This is a genomic window from Segatella oulorum F0390 (assembly GCF_000224615.1).
GTDB classification, from domain to species: Bacteria; Bacteroidota; Bacteroidia; order Bacteroidales; family Bacteroidaceae; genus Prevotella; species Prevotella oulorum.
Genome location: NZ_JH114215.1, coordinates 1,063,818 through 1,080,459, shown reverse-complemented (window position 1 = coordinate 1,080,459; position 16,642 = coordinate 1,063,818). Strand labels below are relative to the sequence as shown.

Here is a 16,642-nt window from a genome sequence, read left to right as displayed (position 1 = left end):
TCATTGCAACACGATTTCGTATGCGTGCAAACACGTTTTGCGCCTTGTAACACGATTTCGTACGCATGCAAACACGTTTTACATCGTTGCAACACGATTCTGTATGCGTACAAACACGTTTTGCGCCTTGCAACACGATTTCGTACGCGTGCAAACACGTTTTACATCGTTGCAGCAAACGATTCGGGGGTCAATATGAGCTGTTGCGCCTTGCAACAAACGATTCGGGGGTCAATATGAGCTGTTGCGCCTTGCAACAAACGATTCGGGGGTCAATATGAGCTGTTGCGCCTTGCAACAACCGATTCGGGGGTCAATATGAGCTGTTGCGCCTTGCAACAACTCATTCGGTGGTCAGAATGGGCTTTTACATCGTTGCAGCAAACGATTCGGGGGTCAATATGAGCTGTTGCGCCTTGCAACAACTCATTCGGTGGTCAGAACGGGCTTTTTTAAAAGGGTTAAGGGTTGGCAAAGACCACTTTCACGTGTTTGGCACCCATGCTGTGCAGCAGTCCGCCCATTTGCTGCTGGGCATTCTGCTGTGCGAGTTGCAGGTTTTGGCGTGAAAGCGCGCGTTTCAGCATCACGGCGTAGGCCTTGTCATACATGCGCTTGCGGTCGGTTTCTGTCCAGCTGCCCTTTTCGTAGAAAGGCATTGTGCGCGCTTCGTCAATGAAATGAAGATCCAATAGCTTGATGGGTGGCAGCGTGGCGATGAGCGTATCGTGCTTTTGTGTGAGCCAACCTTCGGGCGTTTCCTTGAGGTTGATGCCCAGACGGAGCGTGCCATAATAGATGCGTGCCAGCTCGCTATCGCCGAAGAAGCCATGCTTGATGGTGTCGATGAGCTCTTCGTCGTTCACTTGAAGAAATTCCCATTCACCGATAGCTTCAATGCGTTTCACTTGCGTGGGCGTAAGGTCGATGTTGCGATTTTCCACGATGGCGAGGCCGGTTCCCTTTAATAACCGGCTAATGCCCCATAGGATGAGGGCTGCAAGGAGCACAACAGCCAAGACGATATAAACTTTGTTGACGAGCCATCGTTGGGTGAAATAGGCGATGCCGCGCGACTTTTTCTTATCTTCCATGTTCGTTGGTTTTATCAATCAGTTGCGGAATGTCTTTGGGCTGCAGGTTGTTGCTGAAGGTGATGGTAATATCTTTCTCTTCGTAGCCTAATTGTTGCAGCATGGGAACGAGCGTGCGGGTGGCGCTGATGCGCGCATATTCTAAGATATCAGACTTCGCAAGGTCTTGAAGAATCTGCTGTCGCCCTTGCTGTTCGAAATGGGCCAACTCTGCATCGGTGAAGTCGGCGCGCATGAAACTCACGTATTCACGCACGCTTTTGTGATCGATTTCAGTGCTGGTGATGACGAGATGTGGATTGGGCAACTTGATGGTGATGCGTTTTCCGTGGCGCTCGATGTTGTCTTCGTTAAAACCTTCGAAGTTGATATAGGCTTTGATGGTGGCGTCCATGGGGATGGCCACCTTTCGTTTGCTGAAGGGTAGGTTGATGTTGATGTCGGCGTTGAACAGTGAACCCTTGATGGTTTTCTGGTCGTTATGCGTCACAATCTTGTGCACTTGATAGGCCATGGTGTAGAGTCTGGAGCATTGTTGAATGCGGTGCACCAGCATGGGTATCGTGTCGAAGGCCTGTTGTGTAGAAGCCGTTTCACGTTTGCATCCCGCGATAAATGCAGCGAAGAGTGCTATCGACAAACAAATGATGTTTCTTTTCTTCATTGATTGACTTGAAATAATGTGCTGCAAAGTTACTAAAAAAGCTGAAAGCGTGCAATGCTCGCGGCAAAACGGTATGGATTACGCGCTAAACCAGCATGGATTGCGGCAATAAAGCGTATGAATTACTTTGTTTTTTCTGCCATTTGCCGTACCTTTGCAGCTACATTGATACATGAGATGAAAATGAAACACTTGACGGAATGTATTTCCATTGCCCTGTTCATGGGGAGCCTTGTTGGTTGTGGTGGAAAGAAAGACAACGGCGACATTATCACGAAGAAGCCCGTATTGGTGGTGCATCGCACCATTCAAAAGACGGGCGACTACGTGCAGCGTCGGGAAGTGAGTTGGCTGGGCAGCCATTACACGGTGGAGGTGAAGCGCATGGCCGACCCTTCTTTGCCTGTTATCAACGAGGGCAGCAGCAGATATTACGACAATCGCATCACCATCACGGTAATTCGTGCCGATGGAAGTAAGTTCTTCTCGCGTTCTTTTACGAAAAAAGATTTCTTAGCCTATGTGGATAAAGCCTATGCCGACGAAGCCTTGGTGGGCATTGTGCTCGACCATGCCGAGGGCAATCACTTGCGTTTTGCGGCCAGCGTGGGCTCACCCGACAAGCTGAGCGACGAATATGTGCCGCTGAAGATGACGCTCTCACGCACCGGTGGCGTGTCGATTGCGCGCGACACGCAATTAGACACGGGTAGCAGCGAGCCTTCAGAAGCTGATTTGAGCGACGAAGAAGACATTTAACAGTGTCGCTTGGCCGACCGATGCCTTTTATGATTTGGCGGCCGGCATTTAACAGGCATTTTGGGACAAGTATTGGTTTCTTATGTATTTTTTTGTACCTTTGCCGACGGATTTACACTTTAAAATAAAAGGTTTTATGATATCAAGTTCATTAGAAAAGGCTCTTAACGAGCAGATTGTTTGCGAGATTTATTCCGCAAATCTTTATCTTTCCATGTCGTTCTATTTCGAGAAGGAAGGTTTTAATGGTTTCTCTACCTGGATGAAGAAGCAGAGTGCAGAAGAGATGGATCATGCTTATCAAATGGCTAATTTCATCATCAAGCGTGGAGGCACAGCCGAAGTCAACACGATTGATGCAGTGAAAAAGACCTGGACAAGCCCCCTCAATGCTTTCGAGGATGCTTATGCACATGAATGCAAAATCAGTGCACGCATCAACGAGCTGTTGAGCCAAGCACAAAAGGAAGGCGACAATGCCACACAAGATTTCTTGTGGCAGTTTGTGCGTGAGCAAGTCGACGAAGAAGCTACAGCCAGTGGCATTGTGGACCGCATCAAGCGCATGGGCGACAGCTCACTCTTCAATTTGGATGAGCAGTATGGCCGTCGTCAGGGCTAATCACAGCAAACTTGTTTTTTTCATGTAATAAAACGAACTGGTACATGCTCATGGTGGTATGTGCCAGTTTTTCATTCCAACCATGCCGGATAACGATTTGTACACAACCGTAGTGAGCGATGCTGTAGGCGAAGGCTTTTATAGCGAGAAGCGCAGCAAGTTCTATGCTTTTGCCCACCATGTGGCGACACTCGACGAAGTGAAAACGCTGGTGGCATCCTATCGGCAGAAATATTACGATGCGCGCCATTGTTGCTATGCCTATGTGTTGGGGCCTGACGGAGCGCTTTTCCGTGCCAATGACGATGGGGAGCCGAGTTCAACGGCCGGCAAACCCATTTTAGGGCAGATTCATGCCCGGCAACTTACGGATGTTCTTGTGGTGGTGGTACGCTATTATGGCGGCATCAATCTCGGCACGGGCGGACTGATTGTGGCCTATCGTGAGGCAGCGGCCGATGCCCTATCGCATATCGCATGGGTTGAAAGGCAGGTGGAAGAGACCATCGACTATGAATTCACCTATCCGATGATGAATGGCGTGATGCATTTAATCAAAGAACTCAATGCCACAATCGTCAGTCAGGAATTCGACAATGTTTGTAAAGTCTCGTTGCGCATTCGCCAACGCGATGCCCAATTACTGCGCAACCGTTTGGCCCAGCTGTCATTCCAATGACGCAACCTATAATGTCTGTTAAATATCCATCTTTGCCGTGGCCTTTTGGGATAGGTTCTCGTGCTTTTTTATTAAATTTGCATTCGCGAAAAGGAAGATTGGCAGAGTGACCGAATGCGCTGGACTCGAAATCCGGTATACGCCTTTCGCGTATCGGGGGTTTGAATCCCTCATCTTCCGCCACAGATTAATATAAATTGCGACCTACAGTGAATTGGCTTTCCGATGCTGTAGGTCTTTTTTAAATCAAACAGGATACGAAAATGGCAACAGAACAGTTAAAGTTGAGCAATCAGGTTTGTTTCCGTCTGTACAGTGTGAGCAGGCTCGTCATTCAGGCCTATCGCCCGTTGTTAGACCGCTTGGGCATCACCTATCCACAATATCTGGTGCTCATGGTGCTGTGGGAAAACGACCATCTGTTGGTGAACGACATTGCGCACCGCCTGATGTTGGAAACCAACACGGTGACACCGTTGATGCAGCGCATGGAACGGATGGGCTTGCTGGTGCGCAGACGCGGAAAGAGCGATGGCCGGCAGCGCATTGTTTCGTTGACCAAAAAGGGTAGGGAGATGGAGCATGCGGCGCGCGACATTCCGCAGCAGTTGGCCGCCGGCTTGAGCAGTTGTGGCATTCCGGTGGAACATGTGTTGGGGCTCGTGCCCGTTTTAGACCAGATTATTGAGGGGTTGTATCCCCACGAAGCACCGAAAGCAGAGTAGCTTTTCCTCGGTGCAGCCTTGAAGGCAGATGCGTGTAGGGCACAATGGCAGTTGATTGTCGTTGTGCCCTTTGCTTTTGTTCCTGTTTTTCGTTTGGATGCAGCAAATGGCACCGCCTGCTTGCATCAGCCTCTTGCCATTGGTAGAAGCATCCGTTTTTGCCGTCACTTTGCATTTTTGTCCGTCGGCGAACTGTTTTTCACGACTATACTCTTCTGTTTATGACGCGACGAACTATTTTCCTGCGATAAACAGTACGGATTATCGGCGGCGAACTGTTTTCCTGCGATAAACAGCGCGGAATATCGGCGGCGAACTGTTTTCCTGCGATAAACAGTGCGGATTATCGGCGGCGAACTGTTTTCCTGCGATAAACAGTGCGGAATATCGGCGGCGAACTGTTTTCCTGCGATAAACAGTGCGGAATATCGGCGGCGAACTGTTCGCCAGCAACCTTTCCTTGATTTAGTCCATCGGCGGAGCCTCTTCCGGCGACCTTTTCTCATGTTAGTCCGTCGGCGGAGGCTCTTCCGGCGACCTTTTTCGTTTTAGTCCATCGGCGGAGCCTCTTCCGGCGACCTTTTCTCATGTTAGTCCGTCGGCGGAGGCTCTTCCGGCGACCTTTTTCGTTTTAGTCCATCGGCAGAGCCTCTTCGGGCAACCTTTTCTCAATTTAGTCCGTCGGCGGAGCCTCTTCCGGCAACCTTTTCTTGTTTTAGTCCGTCGGCGGAGGCTCTTCCGGCGACCTTTTCTCGTATTAGTCCGTTGGTGAGCACCTCGCCGGCAATCTTTTCTTGCGGTTGACGAACGCGCAAGGCTACGTTAGGAGATAAAAAAGGTGGAGCAGCACGAATTGTGCTGCTCCACCTTGTGATTGATTGCTTCAGGGTGATGAACGATAGCAATTTGCTGATGCGCCCTTCGCGCACCCTCGCATGCTAAGGTTAACACACCTTGTGCGAGCCTTGCCCAATGACGATGGGGATGACTTCGGGGGCATGGCCATATTTCTGTGCGAATTTCTCGCATGCAGTTTGAATGAACGTGTCATAGAGGGAATCTTCCACCAAATTGATGGTGCACCCGCCAAAGCCGCCACCCATGATGCGGCTGCCGGCAATGCCACATTCCTTGGCGATGTCGTTGAGATAGTCGAGTTCTTCGCACGATACATCGTAGTCTTTGCTCAATCCCTCGTGGGTCTCGAACATCTTCTGCCCCACGGTGGCATAATCGTCGCGCTCCAAAGCATCGCACACGGCGAGCACGCGCTCTTTCTCTCCGAGCACGTAGCGGGCGCGCTTGAAGTCTTCTTCGTTGAGTTCGGCCTTCACGCTCTCCAACTGGTCGAAGTTGCAATCGCGCAGGGTTTTGATGTTGCAATCGGGATGTTTCTTCGCGATGACTTCCACAACGTGCTCGCAACTCTTACGGCGGTCGTTATAGGGGCTGCCCACTAATTCGTGCTTCACTTTGGAGTTGAGCAGCACTAATTTGTAGCCTTTGGGGTGGAAGGGGAAGTATTCGAACTCGCGGCTCTGACAGTCTAAGCGCATGAGCTTGCCTTCTTGCCCGAAGACGCTGGCAAACTGGTCCATGATGCCGCAATTCACCCCAATGTATTTGTGCTCGGTGGCTTGGCCGATGAGCGCCAAATCCCATTTGGAAAGCTGATTGTTGCCAAACAAATCGTTGAGGGCAAAGGCGAAGCAGCTCTCTAAAGCGGCGCTCGACGACATGCCTGCGCCCAAGGGGACGTCGCCATAGAAGGCGGCGTTGAAGCCTGCGATGGCGATGCCGCGGTCGAGCATCTCGCGCACAACACCATAGATGTAGCGTGCCCATGTAGCGCGCGGGCCTTTGGGGTCGTTGACGGAGAATTCCACACGGTCTTTCAAATCGATGGAGTAGAGCATGATGGTGTTGGTGCCGTTGGGACGGATTTCGGCCATAATGCCTTTGTCGACAGCTCCGGGGAACACGTAGCCTCCGTTGTAATCGGTGTGCTCGCCAATGAGATTAATGCGTCCGGGCGACATGTAGATGTTGCCCGTCTGGCCATCAAAGTGTTTGATGAACCGGCTTCTTACTTTTTCAATGTCCATGTTAGTAATATTTTAAAAGTGTTTTTAATTCGTTGTTGCTACAAAAATAGCAGCCTTTTTTGGAGTGTCTCTCTTGCGATTTTCCTCGTAGATGGGCTCTGTTTAAAGGCTGCTATTCTTGCTATCGTAAGCGTTTAACCGTTAGCCAACTTTCTCTGTATTGCTCTTTGCGGGGCGTGACCCGATTAAGGCGTAGAACAACATGTAGGCGAGCATGGCGACAACAATCCAATAGCTGTTGATGTCGCCGATTTTGCGTGCCATGAGGTTTTGGATTAAAGGCATGAGTCCGCCACCGACAACCATGGTCATAAATAGTCCCGATGCTGTTGCGGTGTATTTGCCTAAGCCTTCTGTTGCGAGGTTGAAGATAACCCCCCACATCACAGATGTGCACAAGCCGCAGAGGATGATGAACAACACCTTGGCGGGAACCTCTGCATCGATGAAGCAACTATGGGAGAGGTCGGGCACGGTAAGGCTGATTTTGCTGGCTTCGGGCATGAAGATAGCCACCAGAAGGAACAGGAGTGCAACGCATGAAGTGACGGTGAGTTGCGTGCGTGACGAAACTTTTCCACTGATGAATGCGCTCACAAAGCGACCAACGAGCATCAGAAGCCAGTAAACACCTGCAATGAGACCTGCGATGGCGGCGCTTCCAAGCACGCCTCCTTTGGCTACAGGTTCGCTAAGATAGAAGAGTAATTGGCCGGGAACGCCCACTTCAATGCCCACGTAGAAGAAAATGGCAATGATGCCTAAAACTAATTGGCGATAGGCTAATGCGCCTTTGATGCCTGCAAGCACGTCTGATTTTTCGGTCTCAGGTTCAGTGAGCTGTGTAAACCAAACGATGACAAACGATGCTGCAAAAATAATCATTGCAATCACCAATAATGGCGTGACAACCTTTAGCGATGTGTCTTTTGTGATTTCGCCAATCATCGAACCCGCGAAGATTGGGGTGAGTGTGGCAGCCAATGAATTGAGTGATCCACCGGTTTGAATAAGCTGGTTGCCGCGGTTCCCACCACCACCAAGAAGGTTGAGCATGGGGTTAACGACGGTGTTGAGGATGCACACGCAGAAGCCGCAGATGAAAGCACCAAGTAAGTAGACCACGTAGGTGCTGATGGCATTACCATCCATCGTGCTTGAGCAGTATTGAATGACGATACCGATGAAGCCTAAGGCTAAGGCAACAAGTGCTGTCTTCTTGTAGCCATACTTGGTAATCATCATGCCTGCAGGGATTCCCATGAAGAGATAAGCTGCAAAGTTCATCATGTTACCCATCATGCCTGCCCAATCATAATGTTCTTTCCAAATGGTTCCAAATGGAGCGGCCATGTTGGTGACAAATGCAATCATTGCAAATAAGAACATCATGGTGATGATAGCCACTAATGCTCCTTTCTTTTTTGTTTGATTTTCCATTGTTATATTTCTGTTTTTATTGATTAATCTCTATTGATATTATTTTTCTATTCCAAATTTATAAATGGTTTTCTGCTTATATTGTTCACCGGGATTCAGAATGACCGATGGGAAATAGGGGTGATTGGGTGTGTCGGGGAAGTGCTGCGCTTCTAAGCAAATGGCAGAGCGTGCAGGGAACGTCGCACCATGATAGCCGGCAAAACCATTTTCAAAATTGCCGGTATAGAGCTGCATACCAGGTTCTGTGGTGTACATTTCTAAGGTTCTTCCCGATTGCGGTTCAATGAGTTTTGCTGCAAAGCTAAGTTCCTTTTCTTCTTTCTTATTGAGCACATAGCAATGGTCATAGCCTGTGCCATGTTTAAGTTGCTCGTGATTGTCGTTAATGCGTTCCCCAATCGTTTTCGGTGTGGTGAAATCAAACGGCGTGTGGGCTACTTTCAATATCTCTCCCGTAGGAATGCTTGTTTCGTCAATAGGGAGATAGAAGTCTGCGTTGATTTCACAGATTACATTCTCGACAGTTGGTGTAGGATGAGCCACGCCGCTTAATGAAAAGAATGCATGATGTGTGAGGTTGAGAATAGTTTGCTTGTTGGTGGTAGCGATATAGTCAATGATAAGTTCGTTGTCATCGGTGAAAGTGTAGATGACTGTTGTCTTCAGCTCACCCGAAAAGCCCTCTTCTCCATAGGCCGACACATAGTAAAGCACCAACGTTTGGTCGTTCATGCGTTCTGCATCCCATACTCTGTCGTTGAAGCCATGCTTTCCTCCGTGCAGGCTATTGGGACCATTATTAATATTTAAACGGTATTCTTTGCCATGTAATTGGAACTTTCCTTTTGCAATTCTGTTCCCATATCGCCCTATTAATCGGCTCAGATAGGGCTCTGGCGAATTGATAACATCTTGGATGTTGTCGTGACCTTGGATAATGTTTGCATAATGTCCGTTTTTATCGGGCATCATAATTGCAACAATAGCACCACCATAATTTGTAATAGCAACCTCATTCCCTAATGCATTCCTTAAGATGTATAGGTCGGTTTGTTTTCCGTTTACGATGGTTTTGAAATCATCTCGCTCCAGACCGCAGCGATTGTTCACAGGTTCGGTATTCATTTTCATTTGGTGTTTTTTAGTTACATAATGCCTGCAAAGTAACAGAAAAAAAATGAATACTCAAAAGGAAACGTCAAAAAAAATCTGTTAACGAATTATATTTTAATTTTAATTGTCATGAGCAGATCTGATACTACATAGCTTGACCCTCCCACGAAAATAAAATCATCGGGTTGAGCATCTTGCAATGCTTGTCGGTAGGCTGCCTCAACGGTTCCAAAACAAATTCCTCGCTTTCCTTTTTGCAGGGCTAAGTCGGCCACTTGTTGCACGGGAATGGCACGTTTTGTACGGGCTTGTGTCCAATAGTATTGTGCTTCTTGTGGAAGCAAATCCATCACAGCATTGATATCTTTATCGTCTACCATGCCGAAGACAATCCGTTTGTTGTGTGCAGGCTGGCGCTTCAGTTGCTGAGCAATATATTGCCACCCCGCAAGATTGTGTCCAGTGTCGCAGATAACCGTTGGATTGTGCTGTATAGTCATCCAGCGTCCTAAGAGATGCGTGCTTGCAGCCACATGTTGTAAGGCGTAGAGTTGTGATGTTAAATCGATATTGAGCGATTTTAAAACGCCAACTGCTGTTAGCACTGTGTTCATATTCTTTTCTTGATAATCGCCTTCCAAATCGCAATGCAGGTGTTGATAGTGCACCGTCTCGTAGTCGCGCCCCTGTTGTTGTTCGTTAATCTGACTGCTAATTACTTCCGGATGGTCCTGCGCAAAGGTGATGGGAGCATTCTGCTCTTTGGCTTTTTGCAGAAATATTGTGCGTGTCTCAGGCACGTCCTCGCCGATGACGACAGGTACATGAGGTTTGATAATTCCAGCCTTTTCTGCGGCAATACTCGCCAATGTGTTGCCCAAAAATTGAGTGTGATCAAAGCTAATGTTTGTGATGATAGAGAGAATGGGGGTGATAACATTCGTACAATCTAAGCGCCCGCCTAATCCTACTTCGATAACGGCAATATCCACATGCTCGTCAGTGAAATACTTGAGTGCCATGGCTGTGGTGAGTTCGAAAAAAGAAGGGTGGAGAGGCTCAAAGAAAGTGCGCTCTTTTTCAACGAAATCTACTACATATTGCTCGCTAATACAGGCGCTATTGACACGTATTCTCTCACGAAAATCTTTGATGTGTGGCGATGTGTATAGCCCCACTTTGTAACCTTTGGCTTGTAACAGTGCTGCAAGTGAATGGGAACAAGACCCTTTCCCATTGGTTCCGGCAACGTGAATGGTCTTGTAGTTCCTGTGTGGGTGTTGAAAATGTTCATCTAAAATGCGGGTGTTGTGCAAATCATCCTTATAAGCCTTTGCCCCAATCTGCTCGAAAACCGGAGTACTATTAAATAGGTAGGCTATTGTTTCTGAATAATTCATATTTGTGTTGCAATCATAATGGAAGCATAATGGCACTTATGTGCAATGTCACATGTGACTTGTTTTGCACAGGTTCTTGTAAGAGGTGCCATCAACTTTGAACGCAAAGGTATAAAATATACGCGAGTCTAGGATAAGAAAATTGCTTAAAAAGTTGGTAATCTCGCTATTATTCTGTGACTTTATAATTGAAAATCAGTAACTTATAAAATACATATAGCGATGATTACCAAGGACAAAGTTACAGAAATTTTCTGTATGATCGATGAGTTTGGCAAAAATTTGGATGGTGAGCTGAAGAGAAACCTGCGTTTACCAAACCAGAATGGTAATGGGAAACTTGATACCTTTTTTATATTAGCAAAACTTTGCCCACCAAAATGCTTTAAGACATAAATCTATTAAGTTGACAATAGTGATTGTACCAATGTTTGCTATCTATTAAATTCTACGACTCAAGTTGGTTAAATAAATGTAAAAGAGTGCCACATTTACTTTTTTTTCTGAAGAATATGATTGCAATCTACGAAAAGTTCGTAGTTTTACAGCGCATTTGAAATATTGCAGAATATTATTAAGTGACAAACAACATATTTAAAAATGAAACGAAAATAGACATAATGAATTTTTATATGAAGAAATTATCTATTCAAGAAGAAGCAATTATGCAAAAAGTGTGGAAGCTAAAAAAATGTACAGTAACAGAGATTCTAAAGGAACTCCCTGAACCAAAGCCTCCTTATACCACAGTAGCTTCTGTTATGAGAAATCTTAAACAAAAAGGATACATATCCCAAGAGAAGCAAGGCATTGCATACTGTTATTTACCAGCCATAGGGGAAGAGGAGTATAAGCATCGTTTTATGAGAGGATTTGTGCATGACTACTTCAAAGATTCATTTAAAGAGATGGTGTGTTTCTTTGCCAAAGAGGAGGATCTATCGTTTAAAGATTTGGTAGATATTATTCGTGAGATAGAGAAAGGAAAAGAGTAATATTATGATATTATAGCTATCTGAATTAAAGATAATGTATAAAAAATATTTGGATTATGCTTTCATACCTTGTTGAAATAAACATTATTACCATCTTTTTGTATGGTTTTTATCGCCTATTGTTTACTAATGACACATTCTTTAGCTGGCGAAGATTTATGTTGCTGAATATATACCTTATAGCTTTATTAGTCCCTTTTGCTGATTTTAGTAATTGGATTAGTATTCACGAGGCTACTCAAAATATGGCTAATAAATATGCTGAAACGGTCTTGTCAGGAGCTACTTCTCTTCCATCTAAAACCACGGTGCTGTCATGGAATACTATACTTTTGTGGATATATATGAGTGGTGTTTGCATGCTTCTGTTACGCTTTGTAATTCAACTCATTGGAATATACAGATTAGCCAAAAAGACAGCGGTAACTACCATTAAAGGGATTAAGGTACACATTATTGAGAAAAATGAAGGTCCCTTTTCTTTCTTCCAGTGGATTTTTGTTAATCCAGAAGTACGGTATGAATCGCAACTACAAGAGATATTAATTCACGAACAGTGTCATGTAGAACAGAAGCATTCCATAGATGTGGTGCTATCTGAATTATTTACTATCGTATGTTGGTTCAATCCTTTTACATGGTTGTTAAAAAGAGAAATCAGACTCAATCTTGAATACCTTGCAGATCTTCATGTTGTGCAAGTAGGATGTGACCAAAAGAGTTACCAATATCACTTGTTGGGGATGACTTATCATAAGAATGCACCTACTATTCTAAATAATTTCAATATATTGAACATAAAAAAGCGCATAAAAATGATGAACAAACGCAGATCAAGATTAATAGTAAAGGCAAAATATGCCCTTCTTATTCCAGTAACAGCTACATTGTTAGTCGTCAAAAATATTGAGAGTGTAGCGCACTCATTAGTATTAAACAAAATTGTAAATAATGAAGTGATTGTATCGGTTAATACAAAAGCAAACAATGTACTTCAAAAGAAACCAATTTTTACATCAAAGATCTCAAAAGAAGATAATATTAAAAAGCTCAAAGAACAAGTACATGAGATGTCACATGATAGAATAAATGCTATTATCAAAAAGAAAGCTATAAATAATACAGCTCCGAGTAATGTAATCAAAGATTCTCATGTTGACATAAAAGATTCAGAATTACCAGAGAAAAAGAGTACTAATGTGCGTATATATAATATCTCTTTTACTGTTGACACAAAGGGTTCTGTTTCGTCCTTGAATGTGATGCATATAAAGGACACTTTATATAATCAGAAGAATCTACTAGAAATAGAAAGAATGTCGAAACCTGACAACACCAAAAATAAGACTATAAAAGCTGTATATAGTATTCCTATTTCTTTTAAGTTATAGCAACTATTATATCACATACTCTTCAGGCCAATGTAAATTGGGCTAAAGGGGGTGATTAAAATAAACAATCATACTCTTTATTTGTAGAAACGCTTATGAAGTTAAAAACATTAAAATGGGCACAAGTTGCTTTACTTTCTTTATTAATATTACTACCAAAACAAATATTAGCTTATCAAAAGGCGGTAGTGCTTCCCCCAACGCGAAATTATACTATTCACGGCCGCATTGTAGACTCGTTTACAAACCTCCCTATAGCAAAGGTTAAACTAACCTTACTATCGGCAGACAGTACAGTAATAGATACATGTCGCACCTTTATATGGAACGATAAAGCGGTTCATCCCGACTCCTATTTCTATATGCAAGAGAATTTGAGTGAGGGAAAATATATTTTTAAGATAGAACATCCTGATTATTTAACAACTTTTGTCAACAAAGAGATACTATTCAAAAGTAGAAATACAAGCATTGACATGCAAGACATTCCCATCAAGAAAAAAGGAATGGAAGATAAAGAGTATACGTTAAACGAGGTCGTCGTTAAGAGCACAAAAATTAAGATGATTATGAAGGGTGATACTATTGTATATAATGCAGATGCCTTCAATCTTCCTGAGGGAAGTATGCTTGATGCTCTGATCAGACAATTACCAGGTGCCACACTTAATAGTAATGGCGAAATATTCATCAATGGTCGGAAATTAGATTATCTTACACTTAACGGCAAAGATTTCTTCAAAGGAAATAACAAACAATTAATAGAAAATTTACCAAACTATACGGTTAAACATCTAAAGGTCTTTGAAAAAAGTACTGATAGGAGCCAAGCAATGGGTGTTGACATTGATAAGAAAGACTATATCATGGATATCTCACTAAAGAAGAAATATGAAAAAACTTTTATAGCTAACTTTGATATAGCTGATGGTACGAATAGCAGGTATGCAACCAAAGCGTTTGGATTATACTTCACACCACGATTGCAGTTATCTATTTTCTCAAATATCAATAATGTGAATGAAGACCGCAAACCTGGAGAAAAGGGAGATTGGAATCCAACTAAGCTACCAAACGGTCAGGTTATACAAAAAACGGTAGGTTTAAACGCTGCTGTTAGCAATGAAAAAAACACATTGGAAAACAGTATGTCTACAAGTTTCTCGTGGAGAGATACACATAATATCAGTCAAATTATAGCTGAATCTTTCTTAAATGGGGGAAACAACTTTAATCGCAGCATCTCTGATGTTAAATCAAAGAACTTTGTTTATGACTTTCAAAATAATTTAAAGGTTTCGACCCCCATTCATCTAAAATCAACCATAACCTTAAATTATAATAAATTTGATAATTGGGGAACCGACCGTTCGGCAAGATTCAATACAGACCCATCACCAATAGGTAGCACAGAAGCAATATTAGATACAGTATTCTCCTCTTCAAGAAACAGGTTTGTAAATGATTTTGGTGTAAACCGATTGTCTTCAAAAACATTTGGATTTGGTCATTCACTCACAACTTTCGCCAATGTTAATGCATATAAAAAATTGCAATCTGGTGATCGTATATCAGCATTGATGGAAGGTAACTATTTAAATACCACAAATTCAATGTTCAACAATTATCAGTTGAAGTACTTAAAAGGCACTGCTATAGACGACTATCGCTATCGATATGACAACACTCCATCTTATTCCTACAATTATCGTTTAGGGCCACAATACACATTCGTACTTCCTAATGGCTTTAATTTTTTTACGGGATATCAGTATCAGCAAAAAGGAAGTTACCGAAACAACCAAAAATACCGATTAGATAGGCTAAACGAATGGCGGAAAGAGGATCATGCTCTTGGCAGTTTACCATCTTCACATGATTCACTCCTACTCTCATTAGATGCCAACAATAGTTACAAAGGCTACTATATGAGTAAGCAAAATTCGGCTTCACTCGGATTTAGTTATTCGAAATTTAAGAATAATAACAATATATTCTTCAATACAAACGTGTCTGTTGGTTACAAAAGTGAGAAACTTGACTATCGCAATGCACTGCTAAACACTTCTGTCAAACAATATAATTGGATTTCAGAATTGTCTTTAAATATGGGGTTTACAATAAACAAATACAGTTTTTACGGCACGGTGACTTCAAAAATAGAAACTCCAAACCTTTACTCAAAAATTACCCGATCTGACGATTCCAATCCTTTAGCTGTCTCTTTAGGTAATCCGAATTTGAAAAATAGTAGAAATATAGAGGCACGTTTAATCTTTAGTGATAACAACAATAGGCGATTTAAGCTGCCGATGGGATTTATAAATATCAATATTCATCAGAATGCTATTGCCAATGGATTTACTTACAATCCGACAACGGGTATATATACATATAAGCCACACAATGTAAGGGGGAATTGGTCTGGCGATATTGGATTATACGATACTTTCCCTTTAGATAATAAAAACTACTTCACATTAGTAAACGCTATCGTCTATAGTTACAACCGCAATGTATACTTCACAGGAGTAACAGGTCAAACAGAAAGTATGTTGAGCAAAGTGAATAACCATTGGTTAGAGGAGAACCTATCTTTAAATTATCAAAAAGGAGGATTGACCTGTAGCTTGGTTGGTGAAATGGAATGGAGATATGCTAACAGCAGACGTGAAAATTTCTCAACTATTCGTACCTCGGATTTTAATTATGGCATCATAGGTTCATACAAATTTAAATTTGGATTAGAAACAGGTATGGATCTTAAGATGTTCAGTCGCCGCGGTTATTCAGATTCTCTTATAAATACCAATGATTTAATTTGTAACGCATACATTAGTAAGAGCTTTTTTAAAGGGAAACTGGCAGCCAAACTTGAAGGGTACGATATATTCCATCAACTTAAGAGCATAAATTATGAGATAAACGGGCAAGGGAAAACCGAGACACGTTTTAATGCTATTCCAAATTACTTAATGTTGCATCTCATTTATAAGATGAATATAAGTGGAAAGAAGTGATGACTTATTAGTAATTAGCCGTCCCTTAAGAAATATATTTCAGCGTGCAGTTTGTAAAAGCAACTTCACGCTGTTTTTTGATAAACCACTAAATAACTCTCATAGTTCTTTAAAAGTTATATATACGAGTTCGGGATAAGATTAGTATGCAACAGTTCTAACCACAATCTCTACCACTTTACTCTACAATCTCTATGTTTTTGTGGGTATTGTCCTAAAAAGTGTGTAACCATAATTTCCCATATCTTCCATTTTGTTCAAAATTATTCACTCTTTTTCCAGCATCTCCATTGATAGACTTTCCTTCGATATGTCGTCTGTGTTTCTTCCATTGCAACAGATGCCAATAGAAATAAAACCGATTGACTTGACGGCATTGCAGCTCTCATCTTGATGGTTCTTTTATACTTTCTGTTGAGCCGCTCAATCCAATTCGTCGTATAAATGCATCTCTGTACTTCTACAGGGAAGTCCATATAGGTGAAATAAGCAATATTACGCTCGGCTTTATATTTGCGTAACACGGGGTATTTCTTTTCCCATCGGTTTACAAAAGTAATAAAATGTTCATAACCTTGCAAAGATTTGCGCTCTTTGTTCTCCAAGGTGAATACTTCATTGAGTTCTTGATT

The 16,642-nt window shown here is 43.0% G+C and carries 15 protein-coding genes, 1 tRNA gene and 1 pseudogene; 9 read left to right on the top strand and 8 right to left on the bottom strand.

Translation table 11 applies throughout. The features are described 5' to 3' along the window. Positions 1 to 461: 461 nt before the first annotated feature. Both HMPREF9431_RS04625 and HMPREF9431_RS04620 read right to left on the bottom strand, forming a co-directional pair. Entirely contained in the window at positions 462 to 1,094 is a 633-nt protein-coding gene (locus HMPREF9431_RS04625) for a DUF4230 domain-containing protein (protein ID WP_004379987.1), read from the bottom strand. After that, positions 1,084 to 1,758, bottom strand: a complete 675-nt coding sequence (locus HMPREF9431_RS04620) for a DUF4230 domain-containing protein (RefSeq protein WP_004379986.1) — start codon at positions 1,756 to 1,758, stop codon at positions 1,084 to 1,086. The genes HMPREF9431_RS04625 and HMPREF9431_RS04620 overlap by 11 nt, the downstream gene beginning before the upstream one ends. Before the next feature lie 183 nt (positions 1,759 to 1,941). Between HMPREF9431_RS04620 and HMPREF9431_RS04615 the strand changes: the two genes are divergently transcribed. From HMPREF9431_RS04615 to HMPREF9431_RS04595, 5 genes are all read left to right on the top strand, one after another. Beyond that, positions 1,942 to 2,517 (top strand): DUF4738 domain-containing protein, encoded by a 576-nt coding sequence (locus tag HMPREF9431_RS04615; RefSeq protein WP_040561134.1) that lies wholly within the window; start codon positions 1,942 to 1,944, stop codon positions 2,515 to 2,517. Positions 2,518 to 2,653: 136 nt separating this feature from the next. Continuing rightward, complete coding sequence (locus tag HMPREF9431_RS04610; protein WP_004379984.1) at positions 2,654 to 3,139, top strand: ferritin; 486 nt, start codon at positions 2,654 to 2,656, stop codon at positions 3,137 to 3,139. Between the two features lie 82 nt (positions 3,140 to 3,221). Then, complete coding sequence (locus HMPREF9431_RS04605) at positions 3,222 to 3,818, top strand: IMPACT family protein (RefSeq protein WP_040560843.1); 597 nt, start codon at positions 3,222 to 3,224, stop codon at positions 3,816 to 3,818. 92 nt (positions 3,819 to 3,910) lie between these two features. Beyond that, positions 3,911 to 4,001: transfer RNA gene (locus HMPREF9431_RS04600), tRNA-Ser, on the top strand. 80 nt (positions 4,002 to 4,081) lie between these two features. After that, positions 4,082 to 4,543, top strand: coding sequence for a MarR family winged helix-turn-helix transcriptional regulator (locus HMPREF9431_RS04595; protein WP_004379982.1), 462 nt, complete (start codon positions 4,082 to 4,084; stop codon positions 4,541 to 4,543). Between the two features lie 668 nt (positions 4,544 to 5,211). Here HMPREF9431_RS04595 and HMPREF9431_RS13435 read toward each other — a convergent pair. The 5 genes from HMPREF9431_RS13435 to HMPREF9431_RS04575 all read right to left on the bottom strand — a co-directional run bounded on the left by HMPREF9431_RS13435 (position 5,212) and on the right by HMPREF9431_RS04575 (position 10,604). After that, on the bottom strand, positions 5,212 to 5,472 hold the full coding sequence (locus HMPREF9431_RS13435) for a hypothetical protein (protein WP_231287708.1): 261 nt from the start codon (positions 5,470 to 5,472) through the stop codon (positions 5,212 to 5,214). 15 nt (positions 5,473 to 5,487) lie between these two features. Next, positions 5,488 to 6,648, bottom strand: a complete 1,161-nt coding sequence (gene galK / locus HMPREF9431_RS04590; protein ID WP_004379981.1) for a galactokinase — start codon at positions 6,646 to 6,648, stop codon at positions 5,488 to 5,490. Positions 6,649 to 6,789: 141 nt separating this feature from the next. Continuing rightward, a complete protein-coding gene (locus HMPREF9431_RS04585) occupies positions 6,790 to 8,088 on the bottom strand; it encodes an MFS transporter (protein WP_004379980.1) in 1,299 nt (432 codons plus the stop codon). A gap of 39 nt (positions 8,089 to 8,127) precedes the next feature. Beyond that, a complete protein-coding gene (locus HMPREF9431_RS04580) occupies positions 8,128 to 9,216 on the bottom strand; it encodes an aldose epimerase family protein (protein ID WP_040561131.1) in 1,089 nt (362 codons plus the stop codon). Positions 9,217 to 9,311: 95 nt separating this feature from the next. Continuing rightward, positions 9,312 to 10,604: a bifunctional folylpolyglutamate synthase/dihydrofolate synthase gene (locus HMPREF9431_RS04575; RefSeq protein ID WP_004379978.1), complete on the bottom strand. Its 1,293-nt coding sequence runs from the start codon at positions 10,602 to 10,604 to the stop codon at positions 9,312 to 9,314. Positions 10,605 to 10,826: 222 nt separating this feature from the next. Here HMPREF9431_RS04575 and HMPREF9431_RS13690 point away from each other — a divergent pair. The 4 genes and pseudogenes from HMPREF9431_RS13690 to HMPREF9431_RS04555 form a co-directional block, all read left to right on the top strand. Continuing rightward, positions 10,827 to 10,943: pseudogene (locus tag HMPREF9431_RS13690) on the top strand (IS982 family transposase); the annotation flags it as partial. Positions 10,944 to 11,236: 293 nt separating this feature from the next. Further along, entirely contained in the window at positions 11,237 to 11,599 is a 363-nt protein-coding gene (locus HMPREF9431_RS04565) for a BlaI/MecI/CopY family transcriptional regulator (RefSeq protein WP_004379976.1), read from the top strand. Positions 11,600 to 11,655: 56 nt separating this feature from the next. Beyond that, entirely contained in the window at positions 11,656 to 12,990 is a 1,335-nt protein-coding gene (locus tag HMPREF9431_RS04560; RefSeq protein WP_004379975.1) for a M56 family metallopeptidase, read from the top strand. A 95-nt stretch (positions 12,991 to 13,085) separates the two neighbouring features. Further along, on the top strand, positions 13,086 to 16,010 hold the full coding sequence (locus HMPREF9431_RS04555; protein ID WP_004379974.1) for a hypothetical protein: 2,925 nt from the start codon (positions 13,086 to 13,088) through the stop codon (positions 16,008 to 16,010). 263 nt (positions 16,011 to 16,273) lie between these two features. Here the strand turns inward: HMPREF9431_RS04555 and HMPREF9431_RS04550 are convergent. Continuing rightward, a partial coding sequence (locus HMPREF9431_RS04550; RefSeq protein WP_004379973.1) for an IS256 family transposase occupies positions 16,274 to 16,642 on the bottom strand: 369 nt, incomplete at its 5' end.